The organism is Pantoea sp. USHLN256, assembly GCF_037149875.1.
GTDB lineage: Bacteria > Pseudomonadota > Gammaproteobacteria > Enterobacterales > Enterobacteriaceae > Pantoea > Pantoea nemavictus.
In genome coordinates, this window is the sequence record NZ_JBBCQO010000005.1 from 222840 (window position 1) to 238742 (window position 15903).

The 15903-nt window shown below is 54.2% G+C and carries 13 protein-coding genes and 1 pseudogene; 7 read left to right on the top strand and 7 right to left on the bottom strand.

Annotated features, from left to right (window positions below):
• Window positions 1–172: 172 nt before the first annotated feature.
• The 3 genes from WFL93_RS14830 to WFL93_RS14840 all read left to right on the top strand — a co-directional run bounded on the left by WFL93_RS14830 (window position 173) and on the right by WFL93_RS14840 (window position 2712).
• Window positions 173–1267, top strand: coding sequence for a GGDEF domain-containing protein (locus WFL93_RS14830; protein WP_049851408.1), 1095 nt, complete (start codon window positions 173–175; stop codon window positions 1265–1267).
• Between the two features lie 90 nt (window positions 1268–1357).
• On the top strand, window positions 1358–2152 hold the full coding sequence (fhuF, locus tag WFL93_RS14835) for a siderophore-iron reductase FhuF (protein WP_336778460.1): 795 nt from the start codon (window positions 1358–1360) through the stop codon (window positions 2150–2152).
• Between the two features lie 95 nt (window positions 2153–2247).
• Window positions 2248–2712, top strand: a complete 465-nt coding sequence (locus WFL93_RS14840) for a YbaK/EbsC family protein (protein ID WP_049851406.1) — start codon at window positions 2248–2250, stop codon at window positions 2710–2712.
• Here the strand turns inward: WFL93_RS14840 and WFL93_RS14845 are convergent.
• From WFL93_RS14845 to WFL93_RS14860, 4 genes are all read right to left on the bottom strand, one after another.
• The gene (locus tag WFL93_RS14845) at window positions 2709–3929 is read right to left on the bottom strand and encodes an MFS transporter (RefSeq protein ID WP_336778461.1); all 1221 of its coding nucleotides are present in this window, start codon (window positions 3927–3929) and stop codon (window positions 2709–2711) included. The genes WFL93_RS14840 and WFL93_RS14845 overlap by 4 nt on opposite strands.
• Before the next feature lie 254 nt (window positions 3930–4183).
• Window positions 4184–5167 (bottom strand): nucleoside hydrolase, encoded by a 984-nt coding sequence (locus WFL93_RS14850; protein ID WP_049851404.1) that lies wholly within the window; start codon window positions 5165–5167, stop codon window positions 4184–4186.
• A 12-nt stretch (window positions 5168–5179) separates the two neighbouring features.
• Complete coding sequence (locus WFL93_RS14855; protein ID WP_336778462.1) at window positions 5180–6202, bottom strand: LacI family DNA-binding transcriptional regulator; 1023 nt, start codon at window positions 6200–6202, stop codon at window positions 5180–5182.
• A gap of 74 nt (window positions 6203–6276) precedes the next feature.
• Window positions 6277–7671, bottom strand: a complete 1395-nt coding sequence (locus tag WFL93_RS14860; protein WP_336778463.1) for an MFS transporter — start codon at window positions 7669–7671, stop codon at window positions 6277–6279.
• A gap of 584 nt (window positions 7672–8255) precedes the next feature.
• Between WFL93_RS14860 and WFL93_RS14865 the strand changes: the two genes are divergently transcribed.
• Window positions 8256–8810 carry a histidine phosphatase family protein gene (locus tag WFL93_RS14865; RefSeq protein ID WP_336778464.1) on the top strand — a complete coding sequence of 185 codons (555 nt, stop codon included), beginning with the start codon at window positions 8256–8258 and terminating at the stop codon, window positions 8808–8810.
• On the opposite strand, the gene WFL93_RS14870 is transcribed toward WFL93_RS14865, so the two are convergent.
• Window positions 8807–9766 (bottom strand): YncE family protein, encoded by a 960-nt coding sequence (locus WFL93_RS14870; RefSeq protein ID WP_336778465.1) that lies wholly within the window; start codon window positions 9764–9766, stop codon window positions 8807–8809. The two genes, WFL93_RS14865 and WFL93_RS14870, sit on opposite strands and share 4 nt — an antisense overlap.
• Window positions 9767–10183: 417 nt before the next feature.
• Here WFL93_RS14870 and WFL93_RS14875 point away from each other — a divergent pair, with 417 nt between their 5' ends.
• The gene (locus WFL93_RS14875) at window positions 10184–11197 is read left to right on the top strand and encodes a glycosyltransferase family 32 protein (protein WP_336778466.1); all 1014 of its coding nucleotides are present in this window, start codon (window positions 10184–10186) and stop codon (window positions 11195–11197) included.
• Here WFL93_RS14875 and WFL93_RS14880 read toward each other — a convergent pair.
• Window positions 11171–12085 (bottom strand): annotated as a pseudogene (locus tag WFL93_RS14880) (LysR family transcriptional regulator). The gene WFL93_RS14875 and the pseudogene WFL93_RS14880 overlap by 27 nt on opposite strands.
• Window positions 12086–12205: 120 nt before the next feature.
• Here WFL93_RS14880 and WFL93_RS14885 point away from each other — a divergent pair.
• Complete coding sequence (locus WFL93_RS14885) at window positions 12206–12595, top strand: tautomerase family protein (protein WP_007886812.1); 390 nt, start codon at window positions 12206–12208, stop codon at window positions 12593–12595.
• A 216-nt stretch (window positions 12596–12811) separates the two neighbouring features.
• A complete protein-coding gene (opgB, locus tag WFL93_RS14890) occupies window positions 12812–15109 on the top strand; it encodes a phosphatidylglycerol--membrane-oligosaccharide glycerophosphotransferase (protein ID WP_336778467.1) in 2298 nt (765 codons plus the stop codon).
• 61 nt (window positions 15110–15170) lie between these two features.
• Here the strand turns inward: opgB and WFL93_RS14895 are convergent, their stop codons facing one another.
• Window positions 15171–15887, bottom strand: coding sequence for a GNAT family N-acetyltransferase (locus WFL93_RS14895; RefSeq protein ID WP_336778468.1), 717 nt, complete (start codon window positions 15885–15887; stop codon window positions 15171–15173).
• Between the last annotated feature and the right edge of the window lie 16 nt (window positions 15888–15903).

Sequence of the window (15903 nt, forward strand, 5' to 3'; positions counted from 1 at the left end):
TCATCTTGCAGCGAATTTTTTATCACAAGCCATCCCGGATGACAGAATTACTGGAAAATGCTAAATTGCCGCCGATAACAATATCGCCAACACAACAATAACGTGCTCTCTATTCGGATATTATCTCTTCCGGGTAGCGCTTTGATATATCAGGGCTGTCACGAGAATAATAATGAAATTACAATCTTATGATGAGTTGAAACACAGTAAATATCGGCTGTCGCTGATGCTATTTTTGTTTCTCAATGTCGCCGTTTCGCTTTTTTGCCTGCTGCCGATTTTAGGCAGTGATAGCCCGGTACGATCGCTGCCGGTGGCGCTGGTTGCGGGCTTCAGCAGCACGCTGCTGATTATTTGCTTAATGGCGCCAAAACAAAAATTACCGCTATTAAATCCTGTCGCTTTTATATTAGGGGCGCTGTGGGCATGGCATATTAACCACAGATATCATCTGGTCTTCTATTTTGATGGCAGCTTTCTCATTATCAGCTTGTTAAGCGTGTTCTTTATCAGCGCCATTGCCTTAAGTGATTATTTGATCGCATTTTGTTTACACATCACGCCACCGGTTTTAACTGTACTGTTATTGGATGATGGTCAGCATTTAATGATGATCTTATTCACGATTATGCTGCCGTTAATCGGTTTTTCACTGCACCATTTAATGCGTCGCCGCTTTGATACCTTTACCCGTCGTCTGGTGAGCCAGCTGTACGAGGAGAAAGAGAGTTTCAGCGATTTGAGCATGCTCGATCCGCTTACCGGTTTGTATAACCGCCGTGGGCTAAAAAATCGCCTCGATACCATTATGGAAAACCACGCGGGCAGCCACTTTGTGCTGCTGCTGGATATCGACCACTTCAAGGCTTACAACGACAATTACGGCCATGCGATGGGCGATCAGGCGCTGGCACGTGTCTCTGTGGCGATTCGCGATGCCGTGCGCTCGCGCGATGTCGTGACACGTTACGGAGGCGAAGAATTTCTGGTGCTGATGACCAACGTCAACGCCTCAATTGCGATGAAGCTGGCGGAGCGAATTCGTCAGTACGTCGTGGATTTGGAAATTCCCCACCGCTTCAATGAGAAAGTCTCGACGCACGTCACCATCAGCGCTGGGATTGCGCCGATCTTTGCCGACGATTTTGACCAGGCGGTTGCTAACGCCGATCGCGCGCTGTATGTGGCGAAGAATCAAGGACGTAACACCATTCTGGCGTGGGAAGATTTGCCTGCGCGCTCGCAAGCGAGCTCCGATCTGACATAACGTTATATCTGGCCGGTGCAGAAATGTTGTGCAACAAACCGGGAACGATTATCATTTGTCTCTCGATTCCCGTTATCACTCAGGACCGGCATGGCCATCATCACGCGTCAGGATCATCGCTTCAGCGAGCATCCACTGATCTTTATGCAGAGCGATCGCAGTTTAGCGAGTGCGCTGGAAGATCTGATGCGCGAGCAACGTAGCTATATGCTCGACAACCTTAAGCTTGGCCAACCGGCCCCTGCCGGAACGCTAACGCTTGCTGAGTGGTCAAATCCCATCAATTATCGTCTCCTGACGCAGCGCTACAGCGACTATCTCTATCGCGATCACCCCGATATGCCGCAGGAAGCCAAGCCGCTGCAGTCGCTGTGGGCACAATGGTATTTTGGTCTATTGCTGCCGCCGCTGATGCTGGCACTGCTGCAGGAGCCGCGCGCGCTGAACTGCGCGCCGCATCTGATTCACGTTGAGTTCCATGAGAACGGTCATCCCTGCGCCTTCTGGTTGGATGTGCAGGAAGATGAAGACGCACGCTACCTCAGTGCGCAGCAGCGTATCGATCGTTTAATTCAGCAATGCTTGATCCCGGCGGTCAACGGCATGACGCAGCATGGCGACATCAACGCCAAACTCATCTGGAACAACATGGGCTTTTCGTTTTACTGGTTCCTCGGTGAGCTGAAAAACCAACTGCCTGAACACACGGTGTTGCAGCTGGAGCAGGCGCTGTTTTTCACTAAATCCCTACTGGATGGCAGCGATAACCCGCTGTATCGCACCATGATCCCACGCAATGGTGAAATGGAGCGGCGCAGTTGCTGCCAGCGCTACCGCATTCCAGACGTTGAACGCTGTGGTAACTGCACGTTAAAAGCGGTGTAGCGATCGCGCATTCTGTTACAGATTCTCCTTTTCTCCCGTTTACAGTTTTCCAGCCTTGTGGCAGTTTTTATGCTCTGTTTTTATCGGAGAAAAAAATGAGCCTGGAGTCGGTACGGCAATTCTTAGCCGAACATGCACCGGATATCGATATCATTGAGATGCCGGAAAGCACCGCCACCGTTGAGCTGGCCGCACGCGTTCATGGCGTTACGCCTGGGCAAATCGCCAAAACCTTATCGCTGAAAGTAAAGGATTCTATCGTGCTGATCGTGACGCGCGGCGATGCGCGTCTTGATAACCGCAAGCTAAAAGCCGCTCTCGGCGCGAAGGCGCGCATGTTAAGCGTGGATGAAGTGGTGAACTGGACCGGGCATCCGGTCGGCGGCGTCTGCCCGTTTGGGCTGGAAAATCCGCTGACCGTTTATTGCGATGTGTCGCTGCGCAGTTTCGACGAAGTGCTGCCGGCAGCGGGTTCGATTCACAGCGCGGTACGCATTGCGCCGCAGCGCATGGCAGAGCTCACTGCGGCAAAATGGGTCGACGTCTGCGAGGCGCTTTAATGCGATTCGCGCGCGGCAGAACCGGATATTTCGATGCCGCGCGTCTCCCGACCAAACGCCACAAACACGCAAATCAGCACCGCTACCGTCCCGGCGACAATCGCCATGCCCAGACCATAGTTACCGCCGTGCGCCTCGGCAATGCGTGACTGCAAGGTCGCATTGACAGAGGCGAGCAAATTCCCCAGCTGATAAACAAAGCCCGGCAGCACCGCACGCGCGTTGGCAGGCACCAGTTCGGTGAGATAGGTCGGCACCACACCCCACGCGCCCTGCACCATAAACTGCATCAGAAACGCGCCGATGCCGATCATCCACGAACCGCTCGAGAAAGCCCAAAGCGGCAGCACCGGTAGCGCAAGGAATGAAGCCAGAATAATGGCTTTCTTGCGACCAATACGTTCCGACAGCGCACCAAAGGTAATCCCACCCAACATCGCCGCAATATTGTAGCTAATGGCGATAATGCTGACGGTGTGCGGATCAAACTGGTGCTGCACCTTCAGGAAGGTAGGATAAAGATCCTGGGTGCCGTGACTGAAGAAATTAAAGCAGGCCATCAGCAGCACCATGTAAATGCAGAGTTTCCAGTGCTGACGGATAATCGGCAGTAACGCGGTGCTCTCTTTGCGCTCGCGCGCCGCCAGCCATACTGGCGATTCCGGCACTTTGAAGTAGATGAACGGCAGCAGCAGAATCGGTAATGCGCCAATCAGGAACATCCCGCGCCAGCCAACCGTTTCGAAGAACAGACCGAAAATCACCGACGCCAGCAGGTAACCGCACGGATAACCCGCCTGGAAAATGCCTGACATCAGGCCGCGCGAACGATCGGGAATAGTTTCCAGCGCCAGCGACGACGCCACGCCCCAAATCCCACCCATCGCTATGCCGTAAATCACGCGGAAACCGAGGAAAGCCGCGAAGCTCGGAGACCACGCAGACAGCAGCTCAAACAGCGAGAACATCACGATATTGAGCATCAGAATGGGTCGGCGACCATACTTTTCGGCCAGACGACCAAACAGTAACGCACCGATCGGGCGAACCGCGAGGGTAAGCATGATGGCCAGTGAAACATCGGAGACGCTGGTGTGAAAATACTGGGCGAGATCGCTAAGTACAAACACCAGAATAAAGAAGTCGAACGCATCCAGCGTCCAGCTCGCGAAACTGGCAAAAGCCACGTTGCGCTGGGTCGCAGTCCAGTTGAACATGTTGGTATCCTGTCTGATTAGCTTCCGGATCGTTGGCCGGATTTATTGTAGAAGTTACCGCGCGAATAATTTCACGGGTTACTAATATGTTAACCATTTGTATATAGCATGTCAGATAGGCGGGCTGTGGCGGGAATTGTCAGCGAGTGATTCGCGGTGTAAAAAAGCGTGTCATGTTGTAGAGGAGATAGCCATAAAGGGCGCCCCCCCTGGGACAGCGTAGGGTGCGCATTTATGCGCACCTGGAAAACGCTTCAGCGTTGCAATTGATTAAACGCCTTTTCAATCATCTCCAGCAGCAGCGAATTATTGACGGTTTGCATCACATGCACCAGCGCGCCGGTTTGCTCTGGCACGCCAATATCCAGACGCAGCGGCGCGCGATAACGCCAGCTTTTCCCGCGCGTTGCGCCAGGGCGCAGTTCAATATCCACGTAATAATCAACGCCGTCGGCCACGCGCTGATTGAGCAACCAGGCCACCACCAGCGCATCGTGAATCCAGCATCCCGGCAGGTGACGGGTACGAATCGAATAGTCGATCCACGGACGCAATGTCTCACGCACAAACTGCGGCAACGGGTGCGGATTAGCGGTGATGCGGGTGAGGTCCTGCTGGGTCATCAACGTTTGCGTCGTGGCATCCATCGGCACCAGCGTGATGGTGGCACCGCTGTGCAGCACCTGATGCGCCGCTTCCGGATCGAGGCCAAAATTGGTGTCTTTGATGTAATCATCGAGCGCGAACACGCCGCCCATGATGACAATCTCCGCCACCGATTCCGCCATTTGCGGGTAACGCTGTAGCGCCAGCGCCACGTTGGTTAGCGGGCCAATCGCCACCAGAGTAAATTCGCCGGGATTGTCACAAATCAGCTGTCCCATCACCCCAGCCGCATCATGTCCATCGGCTGGAATGCGCTGCGGCTGGCGAACGCCGTGCCACAGTTCCCCGAGCTTTTCATCGGCAACATGGTCAAGACGCGCACGCCAGGGGGCTGGATCTTCACGCAATGCCTGCAAGGCGCCCTGCACCACCGGAATGTTAAGCCCCAGGCGCTGCAGCAGATCTTTTGCTACCTGCGCTCCAACCGCACTCGGCGTGTTGCCCGTCACGGTAGTGACCAGCTCAAGCGACAGCGAAGGTGAGGCCAATGCTAACGCCAGCGCCAGACCATCATCGGTGTTAGCGCCCGCAATGCCGTTTCCCGGATCACAATCAATAATTAGTCTTTTCATAATGTTATAGTTTTATTCTGCTTGAGAGAGCTGACAGCCACAGGACTCACCAATTTCTAACTGGTGGGGGAATTCCGCCAGCTTCGCGTCGCCATCCCAGTTTTTGAGCATGGCAATCGCACTACGCGCCATATCGCGCAGCGGCTGACGGACGGTGGTCAACGTCGGCACATGAAACGCCGACTGATCGGTACCGTTAAAACACACCAGCGCGACATCCTGCGGCACGCGCAGTCCATGTTCCGACAGCGCACGAATACAGCCAATCGCCTGGCCTTCATTACTGGTAAACAACGCACGTGGCATGCGACCGCTTGCCACCATGCGCTGTGCGGCGTCATAACCGCCCTGCCGCGTGTAGTTCGCGGGGAAAATCATCGCTTCATCCGCCGGCAAACCCTGCTGCGCCAGCGCATCGCGCCAGCCCTGAATACGATCCTGCGCGTTTAGCATGTCCAGCGGGCCGCTGATCATGCCAACCTGCTGATAACCGTGACTGAGCAGATGCGCGGTGACCTGACACGCCGCTTCGCGTTCATTAACGCGCAGCATGTTGACGCCGGGACGCGGTTCAATACGATCCAGCATCACCAGTGGCGTTCCGCTGGCCTGAATCACATCGATATAGGGATGGCGATCAACGCTGTTATAAAACAGGCCATCAACCTGACGATTTAGCAGGCCCTGAATGATCTCCAGCTCGCGCTTGCGATCGTCACCTGCATCGCCCAATAGCATGACGTGGCCGTGATTCATCGACTCCTGCAACAGCATGTGCGCCATCGAGGCAACAAAGGGGTTACCAATGTTCGGCACCACTAAACCAAAGGTTTTGGTGCTGCCGGAAGCCAACGCACGCGCCACCGCATTCGGGCGATAGCCGGTCTGTTTAATCGCCTCCAGCACGCGCTGCCGCGTGGCTTCTGCCACCGGGCGTGGACCGTTATTGATCACGTAACTGACCACCGCCACCGAGGTCCCGGCAACTTTTGCCACATCGGTGCGCGTCACATTTCCGGTTGGAGATTTCGCCATTCCTTTGCCCCTGCGTAAATGCCATTGGCCGGGAGCGCCGGCCAATGAGGTGATGTTTTACGCGATCCTGCTGGTCAAATTGCATCTTCCGGCAGATTGAGATCGCGTCCGCGCGTTTCCGGAGCCACAAAGGTGGTAAGGAAACCGATGCTGGCCATCGCAGTGAAGTACACCGCAATCGGCCACCAGTGTCCGGTGAACGACAACAGCGCCGCCGCCACTAACGGTGCGGTGCCTCCAGAAAGGATAGACCCTAGCTCTTTGGCGACGGCCATCTTGGTGTAACGACGTTTAACGCCAAACATCTCGACGCCCCACGCCGCCTGCACGCCAAAAATACCCAGCGATGCCAGCGCCATACCCACCACAATCACCGCGATAACAATGGTAGGATCGCGGCTATCCATCAGGCTAAAGGCCGGCCAGGCGTAGAACATCAGTAACAGGCAGAAGCAGCGATAGGTTATACGGCGGCCAAAACGATCCGACAGCCAACCCGCAAAAGGAATGATCAGGAAGCCCAGCAGCGAGGCGATAAATACCGCCGTGGTGGGGACCGATTTGTCGAGCATCAGCACTTTCGCCACGTAACCGACAATAAAGCCCTGCGCCAGATAAGAGGGGCCGTTCTCGCCAATACGTAATCCCACCATGGTCCAGAAGGCGCGGCTGCGCTGCCAGAAGCTGCGGGTGTCCACCTCTTCCTGCACCTGTGCCAGCGTCGCGCTGCGCTCAGCCTGTAACTCTGCCTGCTGGCGTTCAAACACCGGCGTTTCGCGCAGATGGCGGCGGATCCACAATGCCACCACCGCAATCAGCACGCTGCTGAGGAACGGAATGCGCCAGCCCCACTCCAGCAAACTCTCTTTGTCCATCTGGATTACCGCCAGCCACACCAGCGAGGCGATAAGCGTGCCGCTGTTCGAACCCAGCGCAATCACCGATGACACCAGACCGCGACGTTCAACCGGTGCATATTCGCCTAGCATCACGGTCCCGCCAGACAGCTCTGCGCCGGCGCCGAGCCCCTGCGTAAAGCGCAGCAGCACCAGACACGCCGGTGCCCACACGCCAATGCTGGCGTAGGAGGGAATCAGGCCAATTAATGTGGTAGAAGCGCCCATCAGAATGATGGTGGCGATCATCACCGTTTTGCGGCCTTTACGATCGCCGATCCAACCAAACAGCAACGCGCCAATCGGGCGGGCAATGAAGCCAACGGACCAGGTAGCAAAACTCGAGAGTAAGGCGATGGTTGGCGTGGCTTCGGGGAAGAAGACGTCACCAAAGATGATGCCCGCAGCGAGGCCATAAAGGGCAAAATCCGCATATTCCATCGCGGTGCCGAGCCAGCAGGAGAAGGTGGCGCGCCAGAAGTCTTTGCGGCCAGCAGTGGTTTCAAGCCGCGCATCGGCAGCAGAGGAGGCGTTGAGTGCGCTTTGTTGCGAAACGGAGTGATGTACCGTCATGACCATTTCCCTGAGAGAGGTAAAAACAGCAAACGCCCTTCCGTGGGTCAGTTCCCTTGCAACAAGCGGAACTCCCCGGTGGCGACGTTCAGTAGGCAAACCTGGATGAAAAATCAGTAATGAATTCCCTGGTGTTGGAATTCGCTTCTTCGCCTGTTTCCGTCGATGTAATTTTCATCGATCGCATTAGTGAGGCAAATGTAACTGGGTCATCTCAAGGCCAACTTCGTCTCTGGCACCGTGAGTTATCACTATGGAGATAGTCTATCTACGCGCGTAGATAAATCAAGCGATAATAGTGATATTTATTAATTAATCTTCACTATAACTCAGGGGTAAAAGACAAAAAAGGCATTAATTCATGACATTACATCTAATGCGCGTGAACAAAAAAATGTCAGTTGCCGCATGATTGACGATTATTGCTTACCATTTAGCGCAGAAGCCTGATTCTTCATCGCGCTGTTTTTCGCACACTTGAGTTAAGCTTTGATGACAGTCAGGCATTACTCTTAAAACCCACCACCGGGTCACGATAAGCGCACCATCTGCATTACACTGGAGCAACGTCACTCAGGGGCCCTATGACCATTATTCTCATGCGACACGGTAAACCCGATCATCCGGTTAGCGGGCGCTTTACGGCGCGGGCGCTGGCCGACTGGTGTGAAGGATACGATCAGGCTGATATTTGCGACTCGCCGCCGCCGCGCAGTCAGACGATTGCGCGCCAGGCCAGCGTGATTGCCACCAGCCCGCTGCCGCGCGCGCGATCGTCGCTAACGCGCCTTGGTTTGCAGCCGCACGCGGTGGATGAGGTATTTAGCGAAGTCGCGATGCCTACGCTGCCGTTTGAGCGCCTTCACCTGCCGCTAACCGTCTGGCTGTCCCTGTTGCGTCTGCTGTGGCTTTGCGGCTATGCCGGGCATGTGGAGTCGGTGCAACATGCGCGCGAACGCGCTCGGCTGGCCGCGGATAAACTGGTCACGCTGTCGCAGCAAGGCACGGTGTTGCTGGTGGGACACGGCATCATGAACAAACTGATTGCGCGCGAGTTGCGTAAGCGCGGCTGGCAGGCAGAAAAACATGCCAGCAGCCGCCACTGGAGCAGTGCGATTTATCATCGCCCCTTTATTTAACCCGAAAGGTTAAGCTGGAAGTAGCTCAACACTTCACAACCGCTGCCGGCCTGCGGCGTGGCAATCACCTTCATCTGCTGCAGATCAATCAGGCTGAGCGAACCGTCGCCCTCGTTAGCAATCAGCAAGCTGCGATTGTCTTCACTGAAGCAGCCATCCATCGGTTTATTGCCAACACGAATATCGCCTAACGGATTGAGTAAATCGTCAAACAGCGTCACCACCGGCTCCTGGTCGCCAATCGCCACCAGTCGTTCGCCATTGGCGCTAAAGCGCACCACCTGACACGGTTGTTGATGCCCAGGTAACGTCAGGCGCTGACGGATGCGATGACTTTGCCGATCGACGACATACAGCAGCGGCGCATCCGCGGCACTCGCCACCAGATAGGGATGTTTCGGTGAGGCAGCAATCCCTGAGATCGCTCCTGGCATCAGAATGTTATCGATAATGCGCCCTTCTGCCTCGCACAGATCCACCACGGTAATGCTGGCATCCTCTTCGTTCTCGGTAAACAGTTTGCGGCCGCTAGGCGATAGCGTCAGCCGGTGCGCATTGTGCGACGGCAGCTGAATGGTTTTTTCCAGTCGATCGCTGACCGGATCAATCACCGCGACCACCGCGCTGTTTTCACAGCAGAGATAGACTTTGCCGTCACGTCCCAGTTGGCCGCTGTGCGGCGCTTTTAACGGCGACAAATCAATAAAGCCACTGATCTGACGCAAACGCAGATCGATGATCGCCACTTTGTGACCCGGATGCGGGTTGTCGCCGTGAATGCCATCGCCGTAGATCGGCACATACGCTTTCTCCAGCTGTGGCAGCATCAGTAACTCGTGCGGCCGCGGGGGAAAAGCATTTAACTCTTGCTCAACGGCAAAGGTTTCGGGATTGAGAAACAGCACGCGATTGCCCTGCTTATCGACCGCCAGTAGGCCACGGTTGTGTCGCTGCATAGTGTCTCCTTTGGTTAATCACCTCCTTTAAGCGTAGCTAACCCTCACTCATGGTGGGATTCTCACCGCAGACCAGCGGAAAATGCAGTGAGGTTAACCAGTGATCTCACGCCCACTTTTTAATTCAATCCGCAGCCTGCGCTACGCCAACCTTATTTTATTAGGAATAGTCTCAAGCTGAAAAAAGTGAATAAACAACAATCCAGTATGTTATTCAGCGTTAATTTAAAACTTAACGGATCCTTGATTTTCCGCTTTATCTGAAAGAAGTAAAAAGTGGTAGCCGCACAGCACAGAATGTTTTATTAAGCTCTGGAGAGTATTTTTTTACACAGCACAAAGAAAGGGATAATCAAGAGCGCTCAGCGCCAGTAACAGGGAAGCCTTGCCACCATAATCACAATAATCAGGTGCATCATGAATAAAAAACGCCTTCAGCCAGCCTTAAACCTCTGGCATAACTGGAAAAGACTCGCCTTTACCAGCCAGACTTTTCTGCAGAAAAAACAGCATAATGCGCTCTGTGCGCCGGAATACGATCCCAGCGAAGAGGACAATATCGTGTTGCTTTCTGGCGAAAAAGATCTGCCAGAGATTCCAAAAAAAGTGTGGATGTATTGGGATAATGAATATTTACCCAAATCGATGGCGTTAAATATTAAAAAGATTCGTCAGGATAATCCCGATCATGAAATTCATTTATTAAACCGCTTAACGGTAAAAGAAGTTTTACCTGACTTTATCTTTACCTCTTCACAATTAAGCGCACAGCAGCGCAGCGAAGTCATTCGCCTGGAGTTGCTATTACGTTATGGCGGCATTGCTATTGATTGCAGCACGTTATTATTTGAAGATCTCTCCTGGGTGCATCGCGCACATCAGGAACGTGGTATGGATGTGATTGGTTATTATCACGAAAATGCCACCGTTAATTATCTCGCGCCGGTGATTGAGAGCTGGTTCCTGGCGGCGACAGCCAATAATCCGTTTATTCGTGAATGGCAAAAACATTACGCGCCGATTAAACATCTCGGCGAACAAAATTATTTCAATGAATTGACCAAACGCGATGATTATTCGCTGCTGACGCAGAAGATTGCCCAGCCGGAACAGCAACTGGGTTCGCTGGCGCAGCAAATCGCCATGCGTGAATATCGCCGGGTCAATCTCTTTCTGCGTAAATGCGAGGCGAACGCCTATTACTATCAGCGCCTGAGCGGCTGGAAAAGCGAGGCGTTTGCCCACGCGGTGCTGTTTCACCAGCGCCCGCATACGCCACCGCCGGTGATTAAGCTCAGCGGCAATGAACAGTTGCATCTCGACTTCAACCTGCGCCTCGGTCACTACAACCGCAGCAGCCTGTTGGGCCAAATGATGCAAACGCATACGCCCATCACGCTGGCGTCACCCATCAACAAAGCGCGCGCGTAACCAGTGGATAAAGGTGGTCACCGCCCGTGGCACCTGTGCAGCATACGGGCGTACCACCCACAAACGATCGGCGAAGGCATCGATCGTCTGCCACTACGGCAGCACCTGCTGCAGCGTACCGCTGGCGAGTGCCGCGCTGGCGCTGAAATCAGGCAGCATCGCGATACCTACTCCCTGCAATGCTGCGTCACGAATCGACTCGCTATTGTTAGTGGCAAAGTTGCCCTGAATCTTTACCTGCACGGTTTCGCTGGCCAAGCGAAAGCGCCACTGCGGCGACTCTAAACCCCGCGGATAATACAGGCAGTTGTGCTGCTGCAGCGCCTGCGGCGTAGCGGGCACCCCGTTTTGTGCCAGATAGGCGGGGGAAGCCACCAGCAGCGCGTGGGTTTCACACAGCGGCAGCGCCACGTGCGTTTCCGGCAGGTTATCGCTGTGGCGAATCGCCAGATCAAATCCTTCACTGCCCAGCGAGACCAAACGATCGGTCACATCCAGCTGCAGGCGCACCTGCGGATAATCCCGCAAGAAATCACCAATAATCGGCACCAGCTGCTGACGCGCAAAGGCTACCGGAGCCGTTACGCGCACCATGCCACGTACCGGTCCCGCTTCATCGCGCACGCTGAAAAAGCTCTGCGCGATGCGCGCAAAAGGATCGCGCAGCTCATCCACCAGCTTTTCACCGGCGGAAGTGAGACGTACGCTGCGCGTGGTGCGCTGCACCAACGCCACCCCGGCCATCTTTTCCAGTTCTTTAATCTTTTGGCTCATCGCCGCTTTGCTGACGTCTAAGCGCTCCGCTGCACGCGTAAAACTGCCGAGCTCAGCCAGCACGGTTAACCAGTGCAAATGGACCCAAAGGCTATCGGTTTTAATTTCTTTCATCTTCATTGTTCAAAATAATAAATAATCATTTCAACCAGCACGCTTTTTCTTTCCGGCAGCAAGCGGCAGCATAGAGCCACATCCTACTCTTTTCATGTGAGCAAAAACGAGGGTTTATTGATGCCATTACTGACATTTGACGTTATTCAGGGCCGTTCTGAAGCAGAATTACGGACTTTGCTGGATGCTGCACATCGCGCGGTGTTAACGGCGTTCAAAGTGCCCGCACGCGATCGCTATCAGATTGTTCATGAAAACAAAGGCTACCAGATGGTCTTTCAGGACACCGGTTTGGGTTTTGAGCGCAGCGATAATCTGGTGATGGTGCGCGTTTATACCAGCCCGAGAAGTGAAGAACAGAAGTGCCTGTTTATGGCAGAGTTGGCGCGCGAGCTGCAGGAAAATTGTGGCGTACAGGGCACAGATTTGATGATTAGTTTTATCACCAACAGTAAAGGTGACTGGAGCTTTGCCGATGGCGAAGCGCAATACCTCACTGGCAAACTCTAATTTCCCTTCTCTGCCCTCACTGGTAGCAGCCGTTGCGTTGCTACCAGGCCAAACCACAGCCAGCCTAAACCCGCCATAAACGAATCGGAATGCATCGCACAAATCTGGTTGGATGTGTTGCAGCCTTGTGACACCCGATATAGATTGACGCAAAAATCCCCCAAAGAGGGTCGTTGACGCAGGGAATGCGTATTCATTCAAGATGAGGATCTGACGTTGTCCGAAATGGTTTCGGTTGTACTCTTTTTGGCTGCGATTGCGGTCTACTCCTTTAAAGCCGGGCGAAATAAATTCTGGTTTAGTCTGATCTTGCTGCTGCTTACCCTGTTCATCGTGCTTAACGTCACGCTGTTCGCCAGCAACTATTTCACGGGCGATGGAATCAATGATGCGGTGCTCTACACCCTCACCAATAGCCTGACGGGCGCGGGCGTGAGCAAATATGTGGTGCCGGCCATCGGGTTAATCATTGGCCTGTTCTCGCTATTTTGCCTGCTTACATGGCTGCTGCGTCGCCGCAAGACCCAGCATCATCTCGGCTGGAGTTTACTGGCTATTGCCTGTGCTGCCGGTTCCGTACAAACCACGCCGGCGTTTCGTCAGGTGAAAGAGCTGATCGCCTCCCACACGCGTCTCGCTGATTCAGATTTCGAAACCTATTACAAAACGCCAAACAAGGTGATAGCCGAGCCGAAGCTCAATCTGGTCTATATCTATGGCGAAAGCCTCGAACGGACCTACTTCAATCAGCATGCCTTTCCCGGCCTGGCGCCCGAACTCAGCCGTGAAAAAGACCAGAGCATCGATTTCAGCCAAACCGAACAGTTACCCGGCACCGACTACACCATTGCCGGCATGGTGGCTTCGCAGTGCGGCATTCCGCTGTTTGCCCCTTTTGATGGCAACGCCTCGGCTTCGCTCTCCAGCTTTTATCCGCAGAATATTTGTCTCGGCGATATCCTGAAAAACTCCGGCTACGAGAACTGGTTTATTCAGGGCGCGGATTTGCGTTTCGCCGGTAAAGATACTTTTCTGCTGTCGCACGGCTTTGATGCCGCCAATATGTACGGCTCTGAGGAGCTCAAAAGCCGCGTCGCCGATCCCGCCTATCGCAATAACTGGGGCTACTACGATGACACGGTGATGGATGAGGTATTTGAGAAATACGAGGAGCTGTCCCGTGAGCAGAAGCGCTTTGCATTGTTCACGCTAACGGTAGATACCCATCATCCGGATGGTTTTATCTCGCGCAGCTGCCAACGCAAAAGCTACAGCTATGACGGTAAACCGAACCAGTCATTTAGTGCCGTGGCCTGTTCACAAGAGCATGTGGCGCGGCTGATTGAGCGCATTAAGGCCTCGCCGTGGTTTAAAAATACCATCATCGTGGTGACGTCCGATCACCTGGCGATGAACAACACGGCGCATCAATATTTGATCAAACAGCCGCGCCATGACCTGTTTATGGTCATTCGTGGCGATCAGCCACAGGCAGAAGTGCTCGATAGCAAACGCAGCACGCTGGATAACGGTGCGACGGTGCTGGATATTCTCGGCGGTGATAACGCCATCGGCCTGGGTCGCAGCGGTCTCTCCTCGGTCTCGCTGTCTACCCAGTTAGAGGATATGGCGAAGCGCGTCACGGCGTGGAAAGCGGATATCATCCAACTGTGGAATTTCCCCAGTAAGATGGAGAGCTTCACGATCGATCAGCAGAAGAATACTTTCAGCTTCTCGGGCGCGACCTTCAAGCTGCCGATTCTGTTCCGCGTCTCTGATAAACATGTCGAACCGCTGCCGGAAGGTGAATACGCTGAGCCACTGCGCTATCAGCTCTCCAAATTCGCTGCCGCTGACAAATTCGTCTGGGTCGATCGCTGCTTCAAGATGGCCCGCCTGTGGCAGCCTGATTTAGCGCTATCGAACGATCTGTGTATTTCGATGGGGCAAATGGGCGGCAAACCGAGCGTAACCCGAATTGATAAGCCGCTGTGGAAAAGTAAAGTCACCTTCCCGAAAGCGGAGGTGAGCGCAGCAACGTTCCAGCTGAACGAACAGCAGATTCGCATTGAAGACAATGCTATTCGCTACAACGCAGACAGCTTCCTGTTAACGGTGCCCGGCGCGCCGAGCAGTGTTAAGAGCTTCAAAGGCATATCACGGCTGGAAAACTGGGGACGTTGGTCGAACGCTAATCTGGCACCTGAAGTGAATATTGAATACAAAGATCCGCTGCCTGAGCGCTTTGATGTGGTGATCACCGCGCGTGGCTTCGGCCCCAATGCGCATCGGCCAATCCCGGTGCGCGTGGGAGATCAGGAGCAGCCGTTGAATCTGGGGGAAGATTTCTCCACCACCACGCTGCATTTCACCAATCCCACCGGTAGCCGCAACTTGATTATTGCACCGCCGGAGCCGCAGGAGTCGAATGACGGCAACATCATCGGCCAGGATCCGCGCAAACTGGGCATCGGTATGGTGGATATAAAAATTATTCCGCAGCCGCAACGTTAAGCTGATTCTGCTGGACTTCAAGGCCTGCCTGCGTGCAGGCCTTTTTTATTAGCAAATCGCGTTACTTTCTCTTCACGTGCAGTGCCTCCAGCCTTTCACGCTGCGCTCCCTGCTCCGTAAAGTTCTCCGCCGCCAGCCAGCGTTCGAAGCCCTGTTTCACCTGCGGCCACTCGCTGTCGATGATGGAGAACCAACAGGTATCACGGCTGCGGCCTTTATAAACAATCGCCTGACGGAAGGTACCTTCGAACTGAAATCCCAACCGCTGCGCCGCGTTACGTGAGGGTTGATTGCAACTGTCGCACTTCCACTCATAACGGCGATAGCCCAAGTTTTCAAAGGCATAACGCATCAGCAAATAATGCGCTTCAGTGGCCATACGGGTTTGCTTCAGCAGGGGTGAAAAGGCAACGTGGCCGACTTCAATCGATCCGTGCGTGGCATCAATGCGCATCAACGCCAGGCTGCCAACCGCGCGATTGCTGGCCGGATCGATTACCGCGAAATGCAGCGGATCGCGGCCGTTTTCCAGCTGGCGCGCATAAGCCACATAAGCCGCCTCATCTGCAAAGGGCTCGGCGAACATATAGGTCCAATCTCGCCCATCCGCAGCTTGCGCATAGGCGGCAAACAGTTCGCGGCCATGACGATCGGCACTGAGCGGCTCTAGCCGGCAATAGTCACCCGAAAAAGTCTCATACTCTGGCCAGGCGCGGGGTTGCCAATCGGGCAGCGGAAATCCTACCGGTTGTCCATAAACGTTGGTGTGTTGCGACATTCCTCGATTCCTTAAA

Excerpts from the sequence above, each read along its gene's own strand:
- WFL93_RS14855 (WP_336778462.1), bottom strand. The coding sequence starts at position 6,202 with ATGGCGAAATCTCCAACCGGAAATGTGACGCGCACCGATGTGGCAAAA.
- WFL93_RS14850 (WP_049851404.1), bottom strand. The coding sequence starts at position 5,167 with ATGAAAAGACTAATTATTGATTGTGATCCGGGAAACGGCATTGCGGGC.
- fhuF (WP_336778460.1), top strand. The coding sequence starts at position 1,358 with ATGGCCATCATCACGCGTCAGGATCATCGCTTCAGCGAGCATCCACTG.
- WFL93_RS14875 (WP_336778466.1), top strand. The coding sequence starts at position 10,184 with ATGAATAAAAAACGCCTTCAGCCAGCCTTAAACCTCTGGCATAACTGG.
- WFL93_RS14830 (WP_049851408.1), top strand. The coding sequence starts at position 173 with ATGAAATTACAATCTTATGATGAGTTGAAACACAGTAAATATCGGCTG.
- WFL93_RS14860 (WP_336778463.1), bottom strand. The coding sequence starts at position 7,671 with ATGACGGTACATCACTCCGTTTCGCAACAAAGCGCACTCAACGCCTCC.
- WFL93_RS14840 (WP_049851406.1), top strand. The coding sequence starts at position 2,248 with ATGAGCCTGGAGTCGGTACGGCAATTCTTAGCCGAACATGCACCGGAT.
- WFL93_RS14865 (WP_336778464.1), top strand. The coding sequence starts at position 8,256 with ATGACCATTATTCTCATGCGACACGGTAAACCCGATCATCCGGTTAGC.
- WFL93_RS14870 (WP_336778465.1), bottom strand. The coding sequence starts at position 9,766 with ATGCAGCGACACAACCGTGGCCTACTGGCGGTCGATAAGCAGGGCAAT.
- WFL93_RS14845 (WP_336778461.1), bottom strand. The coding sequence starts at position 3,929 with ATGTTCAACTGGACTGCGACCCAGCGCAACGTGGCTTTTGCCAGTTTC.
- WFL93_RS14885 (WP_007886812.1), top strand. The coding sequence starts at position 12,206 with ATGCCATTACTGACATTTGACGTTATTCAGGGCCGTTCTGAAGCAGAA.
- WFL93_RS14895 (WP_336778468.1), bottom strand. The coding sequence starts at position 15,887 with ATGTCGCAACACACCAACGTTTATGGACAACCGGTAGGATTTCCGCTG.